Annotated in this window: 11 protein-coding genes and 1 pseudogene; 3 read left to right on the forward strand and 9 right to left on the reverse strand. The window is 73.9% G+C overall.

The window, feature by feature from the left end:
• Positions 1 to 36 precede the first annotated feature (36 nt).
• The 7 genes from ACZ7RU_RS20025 to ACZ7RU_RS20055 form a co-directional block, all read right to left on the reverse strand.
• Positions 37 to 1,056 (reverse strand): N-acetylglucosamine kinase, encoded by a 1,020-nt coding sequence (locus tag ACZ7RU_RS20025; protein ID WP_470342269.1) that lies wholly within the window; start codon positions 1,054 to 1,056, stop codon positions 37 to 39.
• A gap of 172 nt (positions 1,057 to 1,228) precedes the next feature.
• Positions 1,229 to 2,518 carry a 6-phospho-beta-glucosidase gene (locus ACZ7RU_RS20030; protein ID WP_470342270.1) on the reverse strand — a complete coding sequence of 430 codons (1,290 nt, stop codon included), beginning with the start codon at positions 2,516 to 2,518 and terminating at the stop codon, positions 1,229 to 1,231.
• Complete coding sequence (locus tag ACZ7RU_RS20035) at positions 2,518 to 3,426, reverse strand: carbohydrate ABC transporter permease (protein ID WP_470342271.1); 909 nt, start codon at positions 3,424 to 3,426, stop codon at positions 2,518 to 2,520. Before ACZ7RU_RS20035 ends, ACZ7RU_RS20030 begins: the two co-directional genes overlap by 1 nt.
• A gap of 20 nt (positions 3,427 to 3,446) precedes the next feature.
• Positions 3,447 to 4,460 carry a carbohydrate ABC transporter permease gene (locus tag ACZ7RU_RS20040; protein WP_470342272.1) on the reverse strand — a complete coding sequence of 338 codons (1,014 nt, stop codon included), beginning with the start codon at positions 4,458 to 4,460 and terminating at the stop codon, positions 3,447 to 3,449.
• A 26-nt stretch (positions 4,461 to 4,486) separates the two neighbouring features.
• Positions 4,487 to 5,842 carry an ABC transporter substrate-binding protein gene (locus tag ACZ7RU_RS20045; protein ID WP_470342273.1) on the reverse strand — a complete coding sequence of 452 codons (1,356 nt, stop codon included), beginning with the start codon at positions 5,840 to 5,842 and terminating at the stop codon, positions 4,487 to 4,489.
• Positions 5,843 to 5,960: 118 nt separating this feature from the next.
• The gene (locus ACZ7RU_RS20050) at positions 5,961 to 7,151 is read right to left on the reverse strand and encodes an ROK family transcriptional regulator (protein ID WP_470342274.1); all 1,191 of its coding nucleotides are present in this window, start codon (positions 7,149 to 7,151) and stop codon (positions 5,961 to 5,963) included.
• A gap of 624 nt (positions 7,152 to 7,775) precedes the next feature.
• Positions 7,776 to 8,945, reverse strand: a complete 1,170-nt coding sequence (locus ACZ7RU_RS20055; protein ID WP_470342275.1) for a mechanosensitive ion channel family protein — start codon at positions 8,943 to 8,945, stop codon at positions 7,776 to 7,778.
• Positions 8,946 to 9,438: 493 nt separating this feature from the next.
• Here ACZ7RU_RS20055 and ACZ7RU_RS20060 point away from each other — a divergent pair.
• Positions 9,439 to 9,942: pseudogene (locus ACZ7RU_RS20060) on the forward strand (HNH endonuclease); the annotation flags it as partial.
• A 299-nt stretch (positions 9,943 to 10,241) separates the two neighbouring features.
• On the opposite strand, the gene ACZ7RU_RS20065 reads toward ACZ7RU_RS20060, so the two are convergent.
• A complete protein-coding gene (locus tag ACZ7RU_RS20065) occupies positions 10,242 to 14,168 on the reverse strand; it encodes a beta-N-acetylglucosaminidase domain-containing protein (RefSeq protein ID WP_470342276.1) in 3,927 nt (1,308 codons plus the stop codon).
• Between the two features lie 377 nt (positions 14,169 to 14,545).
• Here ACZ7RU_RS20065 and malQ point away from each other — a divergent pair, with 377 nt between their 5' ends.
• Both malQ and ACZ7RU_RS20075 read left to right on the forward strand, forming a co-directional pair.
• A complete protein-coding gene (malQ, locus tag ACZ7RU_RS20070; protein WP_470342277.1) occupies positions 14,546 to 16,687 on the forward strand; it encodes a 4-alpha-glucanotransferase in 2,142 nt (713 codons plus the stop codon).
• A 20-nt stretch (positions 16,688 to 16,707) separates the two neighbouring features.
• Entirely contained in the window at positions 16,708 to 16,935 is a 228-nt protein-coding gene (locus ACZ7RU_RS20075) for a hypothetical protein (protein WP_387757927.1), read from the forward strand.
• A 123-nt stretch (positions 16,936 to 17,058) separates the two neighbouring features.
• Here the strand turns inward: ACZ7RU_RS20075 and pepN are convergent, their stop codons facing one another.
• Positions 17,059 to 19,638, reverse strand: a complete 2,580-nt coding sequence (gene pepN, locus ACZ7RU_RS20080) for an aminopeptidase N (protein ID WP_470342278.1) — start codon at positions 19,636 to 19,638, stop codon at positions 17,059 to 17,061.
• Positions 19,639 to 19,763: the final 125 nt, after the last annotated feature.

A 19,763-nucleotide genomic window follows, 5' to 3' on the forward strand; every position in this document is an offset into this window, starting at 1 on the left:
GGGTCCGGCGGGGGGAGGGAGGTCGGTGGGCGGGCGTCAGGCAGCCACCGGCCGGCCCGTCTCGTACGCCTCGCGCACCCGGGCCTGGGCCCGCTCGCCCGCCGCCAGGTGGTCGAGGCCGAGCAGCGCCGCGCCGAGCACCGGCGGCGCGACGACGACGCGCGGCTCGGCCAGCGGCGCGGCCTCGGCGAGCCGGGCGGTCAGGTTGTCCAGCAGCAGCGGCTGCCGGGAGGCGAGCACGCCGCCGCCCAGCACCACCGGGGTCGGGGTGTCCAGCAGCTCCAGGCGGCCGAGCGCCACGACCGCGAGTCGGACGATCTCGTCGGCCTGGCGGTCGAGCAGCCCCAGCGCCACCTCGTCGCCCTCGCCGGCGACCGCGAACAGCACCCGGGTGATCTCGTGCAGCCGCGCGGTCGGCAGGTGCCCGAGGTGGACGGCCTCGGCGACGGCGCCGGCGCTGGGCAGGCCGAAGTGCTCGGCGATGGCCCGGGCCAGCCCGGTCGGCCCGCCGCGCCCGTCCTCGGCGCGGACGGCGTGCCACATGCTGGCGACGGCGAGCCCGGAGCCGCCGCCCCAGTCGCCGGTGAGCTCGCCGAGGGCGGGGAAGCGGGCGGTGCGGCCGTCCGGCAGCAGGCCGACGCAGTTGATCCCGGCGCCGCAGACCACCGCGACCCCGCGCGGGCCGTCGGTGCCGGCCCGCAGCAGGCCGAAGGTGTCGTTGACGACGGTGTTGCTGGCCCCCCACGGGTGGGACTCCAGCGCCGCGCGCAGCGCCTCCTCCTCGACCGGCAGGTCGGCGTTGGCCAGGCAGGCGCTGACGTGGCTGGTGAGCACACCGCGCCAGGACGGGTGGCCGGCCGCGGCGGCGGCCTGCTCGACCAGCGGGACGAGGCCCGCCACGGCCGCCGCGCCGCCGATCTTCTGCGGCTCGAAGCCGCCGCCGCGGGCGGTGCCGAGGACGCTGCCGTCGGTGCCGATCAGGGCGACGTCGGTCTTGGAGTTCCCCGCGTCGATGGCGAGGACGCCGGGCAGGAGTGGTTCGGGCTGGTGGGTCATCAGGTCCCCGCGGCTCGTACGTGGCCCGGGCCGTGGTCGTCGGCCGGGTGCCCGGCCGTGGTCGCGGCCGGGGAGCCCGGCCGGAGGGTCCCCGGCCGGGGGTGGACGGTCTCCTCGCGCTGCCCGCCCGGCGGCCTTCCACGGTCGCCGGGCGGGGGAGTCGCGGGCCGGGTCAGGCCCAGGCGAGGTGCTCGCGGTTGTGGGCGAGCAGCCGGTCCGTCAGCTGGTCGGCGAGTTCGATCTGGCCGACCAGCGGGTGGGCGAGCAGGGCGTCGAAGACCCGGTCCCGGCCGCCGCGCAGGGCGGCGTCGAGGGCGAGGTGCTCGTACGCGGTGACGGCGGCGATCAGGCCGGCGTACAGCGGTTCGACGGGCCGCTGCGGGAGCGGGCGCACCCCCCGCGCGTCCACCTCCGCCGGGACCTCGATGACGGCGTCGTCCGGCAGGAAGGGCAGCACCCCGTCGTTGCGGGTGTTCACCACCTGCACGGACGTCCCGCCGCCGGTGCCGAGCAGCGCGGCGATCAACTGGACGGCCGCCTCCGAGTAGAAGGCGCCGCCGCGCTTGCCGAGCAGCTCGGGCTTGGTGTCCAGGGCCGGGTCGGCGTACAGCTCCAGCAGCTGCCGCTCGATCTCGGCGACCTGCGCGGCGCGCGAGCCCTGCTCCCTCAGCTCGGCCACCACCGCGTCGTGCTGGTAGAAGTACCGCAGGTAGTAGGACGGCACCACGCCGAGCCGCTGGACGAGGGCCTGCGGCAGGTGCAGGTCCTCGGCGATCTCCTTGCCGTGCGAGGCCAGCAGCTCCGGGAGCACCTCGCGGCCGGTCGCGGCGCCGGGGGCGTCCAGCAGGGTCACCCCGCGCTCCCAGGTCAGGTGGTTGAGCCCGACGTGGTCGAGCCGGACCAGCTCCGGGTCCACGCCCAGGTGCCCGGCGAACTTGCGCTGGAAGCCGATCGCGACGTTGCACAGCCCGACGGCCTTGTGTCCGGCGCTCCGCAGGGCCCGGGTGACGATGCCGACCGGGTTGGTGAAGTCCACGATCCAGGCGTCCGGGTTGGTGCGGCGCACCTGCTCGGCGATGTCCAGCACCACCGGGACGGTGCGCAGCGCCTTGGCGAGGCCGCCGGCGCCGGTGGTCTCCTGCCCGACGCAGCCGCACTCCAGCGGCCAGGTCTCGTCCCGGTCGCGCGCCGCCTGCCCGCCGACGCGCAGCTGGAGCAGTACGGCGTCGGCGTCCGCGACGCCCGCCGCCAGGTCCGTGGTGACGGTGACGGTCGCGGCGTGGCCCTGCCGGGCGAAGATCCGCCGGGCGAGGCCGCCGATCAGCTCCAGGCGGTCGGCGGCCGGGTCGATCAGCACCAGCTCGCCGATCGGCAGGGTGTCGCGCAGCCGGGCGAAGCCGTCGATCAGCTCCGGGGTGTACGTCGAACCGCCGCCGACGATTGCCAACTTGAGTGCGGACATCAGCCCTTGACCCCTGTCAGTGTCACGCCTTCGATGAAGGCCTTCTGAGCGAAGAAGAAGAGGATGATCACCGGCCCCATCACCAGCAGGGTGGCGGCCATGGTGAGGTTCCAGTTGGTGTGGTGGGCGGCCTTGAAGGACTCCAGCCCGTAACTGAGCGTCCAGGCTTCGTGGTTGTTGCTGGCGTAGATCTGCGGGCCGAAGTAGTCGTTCCAGCAGTAGAAGAACTGGAACAGCGCGACCGCCGCGATGGCCGGCCTGGCCATCGGCAGGACCACCCGCAGCAGGGTGCGCAGGTCGCCGCAGCCGTCGATCCGGGCGGCCTCGATGTACTCCTTGGGGATGGTCATCAGGAACTGGCGCAGCAGGAAGATGGAGAACGCGTCGCCGAAGGCCATCGGGATGATCAGCGGCCAGAGCGAGCCGTCCATGCCCAGCTGCTTGGACCAGAACAGGAACATCGGGATGACGGTGACCTGCGGGGGCAGCATCATCATCGCGATGACCCCCATCAGCGCCAGGTTGCGGCCGCGGAAGCGGAACTTGGCGAGGGCGTAGGCCACCGGGAGGCTGGAGACCACGGTCAGCAGGGTGCCGAACCCGGCGTACAGCAGGGTGTTGCGCCACCAGGTGAGGAAGCCGGGGGTGCTCCAGACCTCGCTGTAGTTGCCCCAGTGCCAGTCGGTCGGCCAGTAGTCGGTGGTGAGCGCCTGCCCGTCCGACATCACCGAGGTGAGGAAGACGAAGACGAAGGGCAGCAGGAAGAACAGCGCGGCGGCGATCGCCACCGTGTGCACGGCCACCCAGTTGAGGAACGCGCGGCGGCGGGCGGCCCGGGCGGCGGGGCCGCCGGACCGGGAGGGGACGGCCGTGGCCGGCCCCGTGGTGAGTGTGGTGCCAAGGGTCATGATCGGGTCCTCCCGGGCCGCTAGTCGTCGCTCGCCATGAAGCCGGAGCGGCGGCGGAGCAGGATCGAGGTGACGGCCATCGAGATGGCGAACAGCACCAGGGCGACGACGCAGGCCGCGCCGTAGTTGTAGCTCTGGAAGCCGAGCTTGTAGACCAGCTGCGGCAGGGTCCAGGTGGAGCCGCCCGGGTAGCCGGGCTCGAACTGCTGCCCGGAGTTGCCCGCGATGCCGCTGGCGACCTTCCCGGCGACGTACGCCTGGGTGTAGTACTGCATGGTCTGGATCACCCCGGTGACCACCGCGAACATGATGATCGGCGAGATGTTCGGCAGCGTGACGTACCGGAACCGCTGGAAGGGGCCGGCGCCGTCCAGCTGGGCCGCCTCGTACTGCTCCCTGGGGACGTCCAGCAGCGAGGCCATGAAGATGACCATCAGGTCGCCGACGCCCCACATGGCGAGCAGGGTGAGCGCGGGCTTGGACCAGTCCTCGGAGGCGAACCAACCGGGCTGCGGCAGACCGAGATCGCCGAGCAGGTGGTTGACCGGGCCGGTGCCGGGGTTGAACAGGAAGGCGAACGCGACGGTGGCGGCCACCGGCGGGGCCAGGTAGGGCAGGTAGAACGCGGTGCGGAAGAAGCCCGCGCCGGTCTTCACCCTGGTGATGAGCATCCCGATGCCCAGGCCGAAGGCGACCCGCAGGCTCACCATCACGACCACCAGCCACAGGGTGTTGCGCAGGCCCTGCCAGAAGGTCGGCAGGTGGTTGAAGACGTAGTCCCAGTTCTTCAGGCCGTTGAAGGTCGGGTTGCCGAAGCCGTTGTAGGAGGTGAAGGAGAAGTAGACGGTGGAGATCAGCGGGTAGGCGAAGAAGACGCTGAAACCGATCAGCCAGGGGGAGAGGAAGGCGAGGGTGCGGGCCGCCTCCCGGCGGCGCTTGCGGCGCAGCAGGTGCTGCGTGCCGGGCGCCGCCGGGCCGGTCGGTGCCGCGTCGGCCTCGTCGTTCCCCTTGCGGGTGCCGAACGCGAGTGACATGGGAGCTCCGTGGACCGGTGCCGGGCCTACTTGGCCTGGGCGATGTCGGTGTCGATCTGCTTGGCCGCGGCGGCCAGGCCCGCCTGGAGGTCGGCCTGCTTGCCGGACTCGTAGTCGTAGCCGAGGTTCTGCAGGGTGGTGATGTAGGCGCCGCCGTTGGCGGCCGGCGGGGTGGTGCCGGAGTGGGGGTTCCTGGCGACGTCCAGGAAGGTCTTGAAGTTCTCGTCGGAGACCAGCTTCGGCGAGTTGAGCGCGTCGAGGGTGCTCGGCACGTTGTGGATCGCGTTGGCGAAGTTCACCACCGCGTCGGTGTCCGTGGTCAGGTACTTGACGAACTCCCAGGCGGCGGCCTGCTTCTTGCTGCTGCTGGCGATGCCGACGATGGTGCCGGTCTGGTAGCCGCGGCCGTAGGTGTCCGCCTGGTCGTCCGGGACGGGGAAGGCGGCGGTGGCCCACTCGAAGCCGGGCTTGTTCTCGGCGAGCGAGGCGGTGCGCCACTCGCCGTCGAGGATCATCGCGACCTGGCCGGTGTGGAAGGGGTTCTTGGCGCTGAACTCCTCGCCGAAGGTGGCGCGGTACTTCTCCAGCTTGTCGTAGCCGCCGAGCTGGTCGACCAGGCCCTTCTGCCACTTGAGCATCGCGGCGACCTTCGGGTCGGTGGCGATGCTCGACTTGCCGTCGGCGCCGAAGTAGCTCGGCCCGTACTGGCCGAGGTAGTGCTCGGTGGTGGACTCGTAGCCGTGGTACAGCGGCATGAAGCCGAGCTGCTTGTACGAGTCGCCGTCGGCCTTGGTCAGCTTGGCGGCGTCCTCGGCGAACTCGCTGAAGGTCTTCGGCGGGTTGGCGATGCCGGCGTCGGCGAAGGCCTTCTTGTTGTAGTACAGGCCGTACGCGTCGCCGAGCAGCGGCAGCGAGCACTGGTTGCCCTTGAACTGGGTGTAGGCGAGCATCGCGGCCGGGAAGGTCTTGGCCGGGTCGATGCCGCTCTTGTCGAGCATCGGCTTGAGGTCGGCGAAGGCCTTGGTCGAGCAGAACATGCCGACGTTGTTGGTGGTGAAGGAGGAGACCACGTCCGGCGCGCTGTCGCCGCCGGCCCGCAGCGCCTGGTTGACCTTGTCGTCCGGGATGTTGCCCACGGCCTTGACGTGGATGTTCGGGTGGGCCTTCTCGAAGGCGGCGATGTTGTCGTTGATCGCCTTGGTCTCGTTGTCCTGGCTCCAGCCGTGCCAGAAGGTGATGGTGACGTCCTTGCCGCTGGCCGATTCGTCGTTGCCGCCCGAGTCGCTGGAACCGGTGCAGGCGGAGGCGAGCAGGGCCAGGACGGCGCTGCCGGCGACGGCGGCGATCGTGCGACGGCCTCGACGGGAGGTGGTGGCGTGCACTTCGGGATCCTCCTGGGAGTGCGCGGGCAGGCCTCGTTGCCTCGGGTCCCGCGTTCGGGGGTTGGGGAGAGGTGGGTGCAGGTGGGCGAGGTGACGGGGGAGCGTCGGTGGGTGGACGTCAGTGGGTGGAGAAGACCGCCTCGCGGGCGTCGGACAGGGCGCGTTGCAGGGCGCCGAGCAGGACCGGTGAGCCGGGCAGGACGCTGCTGCGGACCGTCGGCCGGGCGATGGAGATCCGTGCCAGTTCGTCCTCGACGAGGGCGCGCAGCCGCTCGCCGCCCGCGCTCGGCACCACGCCGGAGAGGACCACCAGCTGGGGGTCGACGACGGCGACGATCACGGCCAGCCCGACGGCGAGCCGCCCGGCCAGCTCGGCGAGGAAGGCGTCGCCGGCGCCGGGGGTGGCCAGCGCCTTGGCGATGGACTCCTGCGCGGTGGCCGCGCCGAGCCCGTGCTCCCGGGCCAGGGCCCGGACGGCGGGGGCGCCGACCAGGGCCTGGAACCCGCCGAACTTGCGGCGGCGGGCGTCCCACTCGACCGGGGAGTCGGGCAGCGGCATGTAGCCGACCTCCCCGGCGCCGCCGGTGAAGCCGCGGTGCAGCCGCCCGGCGATCACGATCGCCGCGCCGACCCCCGCCCCGGCCCAGAGCAGGACGAAGTCCTCGAAGCCGGCCGCGGCGCCCGAGGACTGCTCGGCGACGGCGGCCAGGTTCACGTCGTTCTCGATCGTCACCGGCGCGCCGATCGCCGCGGTCAGCTCCTCGACCAGCCGCGGCGAGTGCCAGCCCGGCAGGTGGGAGGCGTAGCGCAGCCTGCCGGTGACCGGGTCGGGGGCGCCGCCGACCCCGACCGCGGCGGTGCGCAGCGAGCCCTCGGGGAGGCCGGCGGCCCGGACGGCCGCGGCCACCGCGGCGGCCACGGCCGGGACGGTCCCGGCGGCCGGGACGCCCTTGGTGGGCACGGTGTGCTCGGCCAGCGTGGTGCCGGTGATGTCGGCGACGGCGACCCGGATCTCGCTGTTGGTGACGTCCAGTCCGGCGACGTACCCGGCGGCCGGATTCACCTGGTACAGCTGGGCGTTGGGCCCGGGTCCACCCGCCGTGGTGCCGACCGGCAGGACCAGCCCGGCCGCCTCCAGGCGGGCCAGCAGCTGGGAGGCGGTGGGCTTGGACAGCCCGGTGAGGGCGCCGATCTGGGTGCGCGAGAGCGGCCCGTTCTCCAGCAGCAGTTCGAGGGCGGCGCGGTCGTTGATGGCGCGCAGCAGACTGGGGGTGCCGGCGAGGGGGGCCTTGGCGGTGCTCTTGGTCATGCCCGGAATCCTCCTCTTTCGGCTGGTCGGGTGAACTGTTAGGAAACTTTCCAGTCGCTTGCCAAGGACCGTAGGGCCGCCCCAGCGGGGTGTCAATGGTGGGTGGAGCGGAGGATGCCGAAGCGTTACCGGACAGCGCGAAGGCCCCGCCCTACGACCAGCGGGAGCGGCAGTGCGAGCGGTCTGTCGGAAGCTCCCTGCCCGTCAGGGCTCGTCCTTGGCATTCCGGCGGTTCCCCCGGCAGAGGGAGGCCTTGGGGATTCTCCCGCCCGAGAGAAGAAGGAAAGAAAAAGGGCACCGACCTCCTCCAGTGAGGAGGCCGGCACCGGAAAACAGCAGTGATATCGATTGATGAAAGTTCGCCCGCCCCCGATCGAGGCTCCGGCACGGCCGAAGCGGCGACGGCAGCGTTCGGTCTTTGCGCAGGAAGTCGGCCAGACCGACTTCCTGCGCAAAGGGCGGAGGTTGTGGGCCAAGGAACACCGAACCGATCGAGTCCGCGCAGGCCGCACTCGACCGGGCCGATCTGCGACCGGGCTCCGCGTATGCTCACGAACCTTCCGCCGGTCCCTCGGCAGGGAAGGTAGGAGCGGGGCTCCCGTCCCTTCGCGGAGGCTGCCTCCGCTACGGGGCCGGCTCCGGCTTCGTCGCCGGGATCGGCTCGGTGGCCTTGAAGCGGGCCGAGTTCGGGTCGGCCAGGGCGGACGGCGCCGCCTGCTCGGCGGCGGGCACCGGGGAGGGTGCGATCACCACGCCGGTCGCCCCGGCCGCAGCGGCCGCCGGGACCTCCTCCTTGACCTTGATCCCGGCCCGGTCGAAGGCCACCTTCAGCCGCTGGCGCAGCGCCCGGGAGACGGAGAGGGCCTTGCCCGGGGCCGTCCGGGCCTCGATCCGCAGCACCACCGAGTCCGGGGCGACCGACTCCACGCCCAGGATCGACACCGGCGCCCAGATCAGCTCGTCGTACGGGGCCTCCTTGGCCATCAGCTCGGCCGTCGCCAGGATCAGGTCCTCGACCTGGACGAGATCCTCCTTGTACCCGACCTGCACGTCCACCGAGGCGGTCGCCCAGCCCTGGCTCATGTTGGCGATCCGCTTCACCTCGCCGTTGCGGATGTACCAGATCTCGCCGTTCGCGCCGCGCAGCTTGGTCACCCGCAGGCCGACCTCCAGCACGGTGCCGGTGGCCACCCCGGTGTCGATCTCGTCCCCGACGCCGTACTGGTCCTCCATGATCATGAAGACCCCGGAGAGGAAGTCGGTGACCAGGTTGCGGGCGCCGAAACCGATCGCCACACCGGCCACACCGGCGCTCGCCAGCAGCGGCGCCAGGTTGACCCCCAGGGCGGACAGCACCATCAGCGCCGCCGTGCCCAGGATGGTGAAGGAGGCCACGCTGCGCAGCACCGAGCCGATCGCCTCCGAGCGCTGCTGGCGCCGCTCCGTGTTCACCACCCCGGTGTTGGCCAGCAGCCCGCCCAGCCGGCTCTCCTCCTGGTGCTCGGAGGTGCGCGCCATCCGCCCTATCAGCTGGGTGATGAGCTTGCGCACCATGGCCCGCAGCACCAGGGCCAGCACGATGATGAAGACGATCCGCAGCCCGGAGGCCAGCCAGCCCTGCCAGTGGGTGTCGAACCAGCTGGCGGCCTGCCGGGTGGTGTCCGAGACCTCCTGCGCGCTGGTCGGGATCCGCAGGTCGAACTGGGGCAGCTGCGCGGTGGGGCTTGGGGTCGGCGTCGGGGTGATGAGCGCGGCGGACGCGTCGGACGGACCGGTGGCACCGGAGCTGAACACGTGCGGACCTTCCTGGCTGGGTGCGTGGCGGTCCGCACCGCCGACGAGCGGCCCGCGGACCGTGAGCGCTAGCCTATCCGCCGCAGGATGCCCGCCAGGACGCGCCGGGAACCTCCCACGAGCGTGCCCGAGGGGGGACGGAGCATCCCGAACGCCCCGTCAGCGCCCCCGTACGCTCCCCCTGCACCCGGGCCGCCAGGCGGCCCGGGGCCGTCGGGGCGCTGCTCCGGACGGCCGAACCCTGCCCCCGGAGGGCCACCCGGCAGGGTCACCGGGGCGGGCCGCACCGCCACCCGGGTGCAACCCGACCTTCCCCCGGGCATACCGGCTATGACAGAGACCACACCCGGAGTTCGCGTCAGGTCCGTTACACAGGAGTGGTGGCGCCGTACAAAGGCGTAAGGCGACACTGGGGGAGATCGCGCACGCGTGGCGCGGTCCAACCGCTCGTCCCGGCGCGAGCCACGCGCCGCAGGCGTCCAAGGAGGCATCCGTGCCGCATGTCCTGGTCCTCAACGCGTCCTACGAGCCACTCGGCGTCGTATCGATGCGCCGCGCACTCATCCTGGTCCTCAACCACAAGGCGGTCAGCCTGGAGGACTCGGGAGTCACTCTGCACAGCGCCACCAGCGCCCTTCCGGCGCCGTCCGTCGTCCGTCTGACCCGCTTCGTACGGGTCCCGTTCTGCGGGCCCGTCCCGCTCACCCGCCGGGCGCTGTTCGCCCGCGACCACGGCCGCTGCGTCTACTGCGGGGCCGCCGCCACCAGCGTCGACCACGTCATCCCGCGCAGCCGCGGTGGCCAGCACCGGTGGGACAACGTGGTGGCGGCCTGCCGCCGCTGCAACCACACCAAGGCCGACCGCCACCTCACCGAGCTCGGCTGGCGGATGAAACGACCACCCGCGCCGCCCAGCGGCCTGGCCTGGCGCATCATCGGCACCGGGATCAAGGACCCGCGGTGGCGGCCCTACCTGGAGCCCTACGGCGGCGGTGACCAACTGCGCGCCCCGCAGTGGGGCGAGTACGAGCACCACGACCGTACCGAGCAGCCGGTCCACCCCGTCCCGCTCGGCCGGGCGCACCCCGCCCACCCCGCCCCTGTCCGCCGCGGCGAGCAGCCCGCACCGCTCTCCGCCTGACCCCAGCTCCACAAGGGCCCGCCCGTCACACCGTCGGTACGCGCCTCATGGGCCGCCGAGCCCCCCGCACCGGGGAGCCGGCGGCCCGCCGCGTTCGCGGGGCCTTTCCAGGGGGCGGCCTACCGCCCGGGCCCCGGCTACTGCCCCGGCCCCGGCTACTGCTTGGGCGCGGTCCCGCCCGCCGGTGGTACCGCGGGGGCGACCGGCGCGCCGCCCGGCTGGGCCGGCTGCCCGGCCGGGGGCTGCGGCGCGGCCGGCGGGGTCACCGCGTACAGCTCGACGCCCCACAGCGAGTAGCCGTACTTGGTCGCCCGCGCCACGCCCTGCACCCGGACGTACCGGACCCCGGGCGCGTCGAAGCGCACCGTCTCGTCGCCGCCCTTGCCGCCGTCCACCGTCGCCGCGTCGGTCCAGGTGTTCCCGTCCGCCGAGACCTGGATCCGGTACGAGGCGGCGTACGCGGCCTGCCAGTGCAGCACCGCCGCGCCCAGCCGGGTCGCCTGCGGCAGCTCCAGCCGCACCCAGGCGTCGTCCTTGGCCGGCGAGGACCAGCGGGTCTTCGGATCGCCGTCGGTGACCGCCGAGGCCGGGAAGTTCGCCGTCTCGTCGCCCGAGGAGGTGGCCTTCGCGCCGACCGCCAGGTCCGGACCGCCGGTGGGCGGCACCACGTGCACCTGGAGCACCTGCCGGACGGTGGTCCCGCCGGCCACGAACTGCACCGGCACCTGGTACGTCCCGGACGGCGTCTCCGCGGTGGCGCTGACCAGCAGCGGCACGCCCACCCGGCCGCCGCGCGGCACCGTCACCGGGCCGGCCGGGGTCACGGTCAGCCCCTTGGCGGCGGCCGGCACCTCGGTGCGCAGCTCGCCGGTGGTGCCCTCGGGGCGGCCGGCCTCCACGGTGGCGCCGGTCCGCACGGGCGCGGAGGCGCCGGTGACCACGTCCACGGCCGGGTCGGAGAGGCTGAGCCGGGCCGCCGGGGCGTCCGCGTACCAGGGGATCACCTGGTTGACCACCGGCGGGTCGCCGCCGGGCCGCCAGGTCAGCCGGAAGGCGTCGGCGGCCAGCCCGCCGGCCGGCAGCTCGTTGTAGCCGGGCTGTACGGTGCCGATGTCGGCCCAGGTGCCGTCGGCCCGGCGCACCGCGACGGTGGCGGTGGCGCGCACGCCCGGGTCGGTCAGCACGGTGAGCCGGTCCAGCGGACGGGCCGCGCCGAGCTCGACGACGAGCGGCTCGTCCAGCGCGGTCGGCGCGTTGGCGGCCCGGTACGCGGTGTCCGGGTTGCCGTCCAGCACGGCGGCGGCGGAGGAGCCGGGCGCCGCGTCGGGACCGCCGCTGACGCTGGCCGGGGACTCGTCCGGGGCGGTGACGGTGAACTCGCGCACCGCGACGGCGGTCTTCTGCGCGGCGGTGGCCCGCAGCCGTACGGCCCGTACCACGGTGCCCGGCGGGAGCTGGGCGCTGACCGTCTTCTGGTTCCGGACGGTGGCGAGCTGCTTCCAGCCGCCCTCGCCGGTGGAGTACTCCAGCACGCCGTCACGGATGTAGTCGTCCGTGGCGGTCCGGGCGTCCGGGCCGTTGCCCCAGCCGCCCATCAGCACGGTCACGCCGCTGACCGGGCGGCCGGCGCCGAGGTCCAGGCCGACCGCGTCACCGGGCTGCGGGGGAGTGGAGCTCCAGTAGAAGGTGTCGGCCACGCCGTCGGTCATCAGCGCGGGCAGGTGGTCCTGCGCGGTGCCCATGGTGGTGGTCGGGGCGACCGCGCCGCCGCCCACGCCCGACCAGTTGTCGGCGGCGCGCACGGCGCGCTCCAGGAACGGGCCGAGCACCCCGGCGCCGACGGTGGCCGGGGCCCGGTCCAGCTGCTCGCGCAGCCGGTTGAGCTCGACCCGGGCCTTCCAGGCCGCGGTGCCGTCACCGCCGTGCTGCGCCAGCAGCATGTCGAGGGCGGCCTGGCCGGCCAGCCCGTAGTCGCGCAGCGGGCCCAGCCAGGGCGCGGCCTCGGCGGCCAGCTGGGTGGTGGCCGGGGTGCCGGCCAGGGTCTGCTGGGCGGTGGCCATGGTGGCGAAGGCGTCCCGCAGCGGGGCGGCGGCCTCGATCAGCCTGGCCAGGTCGGGGGTGGCGCCGGAGGTGGGCTCGGCGGCCGCCCAGAACCGGTCCAGCAGCGGCGTCAGATAGCCGGACTCCTGCTTGGACAGCGGCGAGGAGGTGCTGTTCCCGGCCAGCGCGGTGACCGCGGACAGCGCCGTCCCGGCGGGCGTCGGGGCGGCGCCGGTCGGCCCGGCCAGCGAGCGCACGGCGGCCTGCCAGGACTCCTGCGGCTGGTACCCGGCCGGGTTCCAGGCGAAGTCGCCGGCCGTCGAGACGGCGATCCGGGAGGCCACCGGCTGCCGCATGGCGCCGGTCAGCAGCGCCGCCGAGCGGGTGGCCACCTCCGGGTCGCGCCCGCTGTAGGCGCCGAGGAAGAGCCGGTCCGGGCTGGCGTCGTTGACCGGGTAGTTGTCCATGGTGAGCAGCGGGCGCCCGTACAGCCCGGCGGTGTCCGAGGCCTGGGCGCCGGTGATCTTCTCCGGGATCACCCCGACCCCGCTCCAGGCCACCTGAACGCCCTCCGGCAGCGCCGCCGCCAGCGCCTTGCGGTACGGGGTGGAGCCCTGCTGGTGGTACTCGGTGGGGACGACGGACAGCGGCGCCAGGCCCGGGTTCCGCGCGATCAGCCGGTCCTGCACCTTCCGCACCAGCGCGGCCTGCGCCTTGGCGGCCGCGGCCGGCCCGGTGCCGTACTCGTCGCTGTCGTCGTCGCAGTGCCACTCGTCGTAGCTGACGTCCAGGAACTGCAGCTGGAAGGCGGTGAAGCCGAGCTTGCGCAGCCCGTCCAGCTTGTTCACCAGCGCGTCGACGTCCTTGCCGGAGCTGAAGCAGAAGGACTGGCCCGGGTCGATCGCGTAGCCGAGCGTGACGTGGTTCTGCCGCGCCCGGAAGCCCAGCTCGCGCAGCTCCTCGGCCTGCGCCTCGGGGTAGGCGTTGCGCCAGCGGGAGAGCCGGTACGGGTCGTCACCGGGGGCGTAGAGGTAGAAGTTCTGCTTGGAGCGGCCCAGGAAGTCGACCTGCTCCAGCCGCTGCTGGGCGGTCCAGGGGGTGCCGTAGAAGGCCTCCGCGGTGCCGCGCACCGGGGCGCCGGCCGGCCAGTCCCGCAGCGTGATCCCGGGCAGGCCGAGCCCGGCCGCACCCGGTGCCTGCCCCTGCCCGGCCGGTACGGCGGCGAGCAGCTGACGCAGGCTCTGCGCGGCGTAGAAGGTGCCGGTGGCGTCCACGCCGGACAGCACCACGGCGCCGTACGTCCCGCCGCCCTGGGCGGGCAGCTGACCGGCCGCCAGCACGTAGCCGCCGGCCGGCATCCCCGCGGTCGAGGGCGCGGCGTCCTCCCTGCCGCCCGCCGCGGCCGTCAGCTGCCGCAGCACCCGGCCGCTCTCCCCGTCGGCGCCCTCGGCGGGCCCGCCGACGTACACCACCAGCGCGCCGGCGGCCGGCGTCCCGCCCTCCGGCTGCGGCGTCACCTCGCCCGCCCCGGCGACCTCCAGCACCTCCCGGACGGCGTGCACCGCGCCGAGGTCCACCTTGGGGGCGGTCACCAGCGTCACCGCGGCCGGCACCGCGACGGGCCTGCCCGCCACGGTCTGCTGCTGCGGCTTCGGGAACACCTTCGGGTCGGTCACGCTGCCCAGCGGCGTCTGCGGCGCGGTGCTCACCACATCGGGCGCCGAGGCCGCCGCGTACGCCGTCGACGGCAACGAGCCGGCCAGCAGCCCGCCGACCACCGCCGCGGCGGCGACCCCGGCGGCGATCTGCATCGTCCGCCGGCCCGGCCGGGCCTCCCGCACCGACGCCAACAGCGGCTCCGTCCCCTTGAGATCGGCGATCAGCCGGTCCGCCGTCCGCGGCGCCAGCTGACGGCACGTCCGCGCCGTGGCCCGCCGCGCCACCACCGCCGCGGGGTGCTGCAACACCTCCCGCAACGCCGGACTCTGCTCCAACTGCGACCGCAGCCGCCGCCCGGCCACAACGGACACTCGGGCTTGCACAGGAGCCTCCTCGCCAGGCCACGACCACATCGCCGCAACCCCACCAGCTGGCCGACCCGGTGTCAACGCCGCCGACGGCTATGCCCGAGTTGCCCTGATTCATCCCTTTCTACAGGCCGTCGGACAACGCCCAGGGCCCGCGTCGCCGACCGGCGACGCGGGCCCTGTCGCCCATTCAGAACCCGTGGGTCAGGAGCGCGGCGGAGCCGGCAGCACGGCCTACTTCAGCGTCGGCGCCGCTCCCGCGCGCGGGAGTGGCACGGTCCGGTCCGGCAGGCCGAACCGGACGTCGTGTCGCGCTGGGTGATCGTGGTGTCACACGGGTAGGACTGTGGCTGTCCTGACCGGGCGTCGCCGAGACATCGCAGGAGCCGCGAGTGGCCGCTTACCACGACAGTGACGGAGCCGAGCAGGTGCCGGCGCAGGATGCTCCGCCGCCGCCCGCCGAACTGGTGGCGCTGGCGCAGGCGTACGGGGTGGACACCCGGTACCCGGGGCCGGGCGGGCAGGCGGTGGGGGCGCGGACGCTGGTGGCGGTGCTGGGGGCGATGGGGGTGGCGGCCGGGTCGCCGCAGGAGGTGCGGGAGGCGCTGGAGCGTCACCGGGCCGAGCAGCGGGCCCGGTTGCTGCCGCCGTGCGTCGTGGTGCGGCAGGGGAGGCGGACGGCGCTGGACGTGCCGGCGGACGCCCGGTTGCGGGTGGAGCTGGAGGACGGCGGGAGTTGGGAGCTGCCGCGGGGGCACTCGCACTGGGTGCCGGGGGACCTGCCGCTGGGGCGCCATGTGCTCACGGCGGAGAGCGAGGGCCGGACCGCCCGGGCCGCGCTGGTCGTCGCGCCCGAGCGGCTGCCGCAGCTCCCCGGCCGTAGTTGGGGGTTCCTCGCCCAGCTGTACTCGGTGCTGTCCGAGCGCTCCTGGGGCATGGGCGACCTCGGCGACCTCGGTGAGCTGGTCCGGTGGGCGGGGGCCGGTCTCGGCGCGGGCTTCGTGCAGATCAACCCGCTGCACGCGGGCGTGCCCACCAGCCCGTCCGACCCCTCCCCGTACCGCCCGTCCTCGCGCCGCTTCGCCGACCCGGTGCACCTGCGGATCGAGGCCGTCCCCGAGTACGCGTACCTGGAGGACGGCGCGCGCGACGAGGCCGAGGAGCTGACCCGCCGCGCCGCCCGGCTGCGCGAGGAGGTGCTCGTCCACGACGCCCTGATCGACCGGGACGCCGTGTGGCGGCTCAAGCGAGAGGCCCTGGAACTGCTGCACGAGGTGCCGCGCGGCCCCGGGCGGCAGGCCGAGTACGAGGCGTTCCGGCGCCGCGAGGGCGAGTGGCTGCGTCGGCACGCGCTGTGGAACGCCCTGGCCGAGGAGCACGGCGCGGACTGGCACCACTGGCCGAAGGGCCTGCGTCACCCGGACGGCCCACAGGTCGGGCAGGCGGAGAAGGAGCTCGGGGAGCGGGTCGAGTTCCACCGCTGGCTCGCCTGGCAGGTCGACCAGCAGCTCTCCCACGCCCAGCGGGCGGCCCGTGACGCCGGCATGCCGGTCGGCCTGATCCACGACCTGGCGGTCGGCGTCCACCCGGACGGCGCGGACGCCTGGGCGCTGCGGGACGTGCTGGCCGCCGGCATCTCGGTCGGCGCCCCGCCGGACGCCTTCAACGCCCACGGCCAGGACTGGGGCCTGCCGCCCTGGCGCCCGGACGCGCTGGCCGAGGCCGGCTACGCCCCGTTCGCGGAGCTGCTGCGGGCCACCGCCCGGCACGCCGGGGCGGTGCGGATCGACCACGTGATGGGCCTGTTCCGGCTCTGGTGGGTGCCGAACGGCCACCCGCCGACCGAGGGCGTGTACGTGCGCTACGACCCGGAGGCGATGCTCGGCGTGCTGGCGCTGGAGGCGCACCGGGCCGGGACGGCGGTGATCGGCGAGGACCTCGGCACGGTGGAGCCGGGCGTTCGGGAGGAGCTGGCGGCGCGCGGGGTGCTCGGCACCTCCGTCCTCTGGTTCGAGCGGGACTGGCAGGCCGACGGGGCACCGGTCCTCGGCCCGGACCGCTGGCGGCCGGGCTGCCTGGCCACCCTCACCACCCACGACCTGCCCAGTACGGCGGCCCGGCTCTCCGGCGAGCACGTCGAGCTGCGTCACCGGCTGGGCCTGCTGGCCCGGCCGCTGGCGGAGGAGCAGGCGCAGGCGGCGGCGGAGCTGGTGGACTGGCGGGCCGAGCTGGCGCGGCTGGGGCTGCTCGCCGAGGACGAGCCGCTGACGGCGCCGCTGCTGTACCGCTTCCTGCGGGCCACCCCGGCGGAGCTGGTCGGGGTCTGGCTGCCGGACCTCGTCGGCGACCCGCGCCCGCAGAATCTGCCCGGCACCTGGGACCAGTACCCGAACTGGCGTCTTCCGGTCGCCGACGGCTCCGGTGCGCCGGTCACCCTCGAACGCCTCGCCGCCGCCCCCGCCGCCGTCCTGCTCGCCCAGCTCCTCGCCCCGGCCGCCTCCGCCAGGCCGACCCCGACGCGCGCGCCCCTGTAAGCGGCGGGTAAGTTGGAAACGTGGACAAGAGGAACGCTTTGCGAGCCGGCGCGGTCTCCGCAACGGTCACGCTGATGATGCTGCTGACGTCGCCCGCCATGGCCTTCGCCCGGGACGACGGTGACGACCCGGGCTCCGGCCTGAGTGTCGGTGAGACCCTCGGCCTGTACGTGTTTCTGCCGCTCGTGGCCTTCGCGCTGATCGCCGGGCTGGCCGGCCTGCCGTACGGCAAGGGCAAGAAGAAGTAACTCCTCGAGGCACCTCCTCAAGGCACCTCCGCGGAGCAGGCCGACCGTCGCGTCCACCAGGACCCGCACGACCCCGAAGGGGCGCCGGACGATCCGGCGCCCCTCTGTGGTTCCGGGGGTCCGTCAGCGGGCCCCCGCCGCACGGTCGGCCGCCTGGGCCCTGAGCGCGCGCTCGACGCCCGCCCGCGCCTCGACGACCTGGCGCCGCAGCGCCGGCGCCGGCTCGGCCGAGGCCAGCCACGCGTCGGTCGCGTCCAGCGTCTCCTGCGTCACCTGCAGAGCCGGGTACAGCCCGACGATGATCTGCTGCGAGATCTCGTGGCTGCGGGTCTCCCAGACGTGCTTCACCGCCGCGAAGTACTTGGCCGCGTACGGCGCGAGCAGCTCGCGCTGGTCGGACTGCTGGAAGCCGGCGATGACGGCCTCCTGCACATAGTTCGTCAGCTTGTCGGACTCCACCACCGACGCCCAGGCCTCCGCCTTGGCCTCGGCGGTCGGCCGGGCGGCGCGGCAGGTGGCCGCGTGCTCCTGGCCGGCCGCGGTGTTGTCCCGCTCCAGCTCGGCGGCGATGAGCGCCTCGTCGGCCCGCCCGGTGGCCGCCAGGCGCACCAGCAGGGTCCAGCGCAGCTCGGTGTCCACCGCGAGGCCCTTGACCTCGGCCGAGCCGTCCAGCAGCCCGGCGAGCAGGTCCAGCTGACCGTCCGTACGGGCGACCGCGGCGAGGGCGCGGGCCCAGGCCAGCTGGTGGTCGCTGCCGGGCGCGGCGGCGCGCAGGTGCTCCTCCGCGGCGGCGGCCCAGCGGTCGAGGCCCTCCTCGCGCCACGCCGGGTCGGCGTAGGCGTCGAGGGCGAGCTTGACCTGGCGGTGCACGGACTGCACCACGCCGATGTCGCTCTCGCGCCCGATGCCGGACAGCGCCAGCGACAGGTAGTCGCGGGCGGCCAGCTCGCCGTCGCGGGTCATGTCCCAGGCGGAGGCCCAGCACAGCGCGCGCGGCAGCGACTCGGTGAAGCCGCCGAGGTTCTCGGTGACGACGGCCAGCGAGTCCTCGTCGAGCCGGATCTTGGCGTACGAGAGGTCGTCGTCGTTCAGCAGCACGACGGCCGGGCGGTGCCGGCCGACCAGCTCGGGCACCTCGGTGCGCGGGCCGTCGACGTCCAGCTCGATCCGGTCGGTGCGCACCAGCGTGTCACCGTCGAGCTCGTACAGGCCGATCGCGATGCGGTGCGGGCGCAGCACGGCCTCGCCCTTGGCGCCGGCGGGCAGCGCGGGGGCCTCCTGGAGCACCGCGAAGGACTCGATCTCGCCGTCGGTGTTCAGCACGACGGACGGCCGCAGCACGTTGATGCCGGCGGTCTCCAGCCAGGCCTTGGACCAGGCCTTGAGGTCGCGGCCGCTGGCCTCCTCCAGGGCGCCGAGCAGGTCGCTGAGCCGGGTGTTGCCCCAGGCGTGGCGCTTGAAGTACGCCTGGACGCCCTGGAAGAAGGCGTCCTGGCCGACGTACGCCACCAGCTGCTTGAGCACCGAGGCGCCCTTGGCGTAGGTGATGCCGTCGAAGTTGACCTGGACGTCCTCCAGGTCGTTGATCTCCGCCATGATCGGGTGGGTGGACGGCAGCTGGTCCTGCCGGTACGCCCAGGTCTTCATCTGGTTGGCGAAGGTGGTCCAGGAGTGCGGCCACCTGGAGCCGGGGGCCTCGGCCTGGCAGACGGCCTCGGCGAAGGTCGCGAAGGACTCGTTGAGCCAGAGGTCGTTCCACCACTCCATGGTGACGAGGTCGCCGAACCACATGTGGGCGAGCTCGTGCAGGATCGTCGCGGCGCGGGCCTCGTAGGCGGCGTCGGTGACCTTGGAGCGGAACACGTACTGGTCGCGCAGGGTGACGGCGCCCGCGTTCTCCATCGCGCCGGCGTTGAACTCCGGGACGAAGAGCTGGTCGTACTTGGCGAACGGGTACGGGAAGTCGAACTTCTCCTGGAAGTAGTCGAAGCCCTGCTTGGTGACCTCGAAGACGGCCTCCGGGTCCAGGTACTCGCGCAGCGAGGGCCGGCAGTAGACGCCCAGCGGCACCTTCTGCTCGCCGTTCTCGTAGGTGTCGAAGACCCCGACGTACGGGCCGGCGACGAGCGCGGTGATGTAGCTGGAGATCCGGCCGGTGGGCTCGAACGTCCAGACCCGGGTGTCGCCCTCGCCGACCGGCTCCGGGGTCGGCGAGTTGGAGACCACGACCCAGCCCGCGGGCGCGGTCACGGTGAACGCGAACGCGGCCTTCAGGTCGGGCTGCTCGAAGTTGGCGAAGACCCGGCGGGCGTCCGGCACCTCGAACTGGGTGTACAGGTAGGTCTCGCCGTCGACCGGGTCGACGAACCGGTGCAGGCCCTCACCGGTGTTGGTGTACTCGCAGTTCGCGACGACCCGCAGCTCGTTCTCGGCCGCCAGGCCCGGCAGCGGGATGCGGCTGTCGGCGAAGCTCGCCGGGTCCAGCCGCACGCCGTTGAGGGTGATCTCCTCGACGCTCGGGGCGACGAGGTCGATGAAGGTCTCCGCGCCGGGGGTGGTGGCGGTGAACCGGACCACGGTGGTGGACCGGAAGGTACCGCCCTCGCGGGCCGAACCGAGGTCGAGCTCGATGTCGTACGCGTCCACGTGGAGGAGGTCGGCCCGGGTGCGGGCCTCCTCACGGGTCAGGTTTGTGCCGGGCACTCGCTGCACTCCTTTGTCAGACTGATGGTCCGAATCCTCGCACGTCCAACGGACCGGGCGGCCGGAAAACCGCGGGCGGGGCGGGCCCGGGCGGTCAGCCCTGGCCCACCCCGCCCGGGTGGGTC

Source organism: Kitasatospora sp. NPDC114501, assembly GCF_055633695.1.